Here is a 635-nt window from a genome sequence, read left to right as displayed (position 1 = left end):
TGGCGCACATCTTCGTTTACCGCGACCGCGTGATGCAACGGATGCTCCCCGGGTGAGATGGAGCGGCTCGCGAGGAAGGCGTGCGGGGACGACGATGCGGGTCCTTAGGGGCGGCTCGATCCGGACCGCGGGCGTGCCCGCAGTGTTCCGGGTTAGGAACAAATTGCCGTTTTTTCCTGTTGTTCCTTGCCGGCCTGACTGCCGGCGTTCGGAAGGAGGAAGATATGAAGCTCAGGCCGTTTGCTGCCGCGGGTCTCGTTTTAGCTTCCGTCGCTCCGGCCCTAGCGGCCAACGAATTCTACATCGCTCAGGATATGAAGACGAAGAAGTGCACGATCCTCGACAAGAAGCCGACGGAGACCTCCATGATCGTCGTCAGCCGATCTGGTACCATCTACAAGACACGCGCGGAAGCGGAGACCGGCATGGAGACGGTCAAGGTCTGTTCATCCAACTGATGGACAATCGCCCGGAGGCGTCCACCTTCGCCCCACCCGGGCGCCGAACCGGCTCGCCCCCATGCTGGATCGCAGTCTGACCGATAGTGACTATCGACCACCGGCTCCCGTGCCGCCGCCGAGGCGGCTCGGGCTGATCGAGATCATCCAGACCCTGAGAAGGAACCCTCTCGAATG

Annotated in this window: 1 protein-coding gene; it reads left to right on the top strand. The window is 62.2% G+C overall.

Going from position 1 to position 635, the window contains the following annotated elements:
* Positions 1 to 224 precede the first annotated feature (224 nt).
* Positions 225 to 458, top strand: coding sequence for a hypothetical protein (locus AC0L3C_RS36170; RefSeq protein ID WP_473258624.1), 234 nt, complete (start codon positions 225 to 227; stop codon positions 456 to 458).
* The last annotated feature ends 177 nt before the right edge of the window (positions 459 to 635 follow it).

This window comes from Bradyrhizobium sp. WSM4872 (assembly GCF_055811715.1).
Note: the sequence above shows the minus strand (reverse complement) of the source record. Positions and strands in the feature narration are given on the sequence as shown.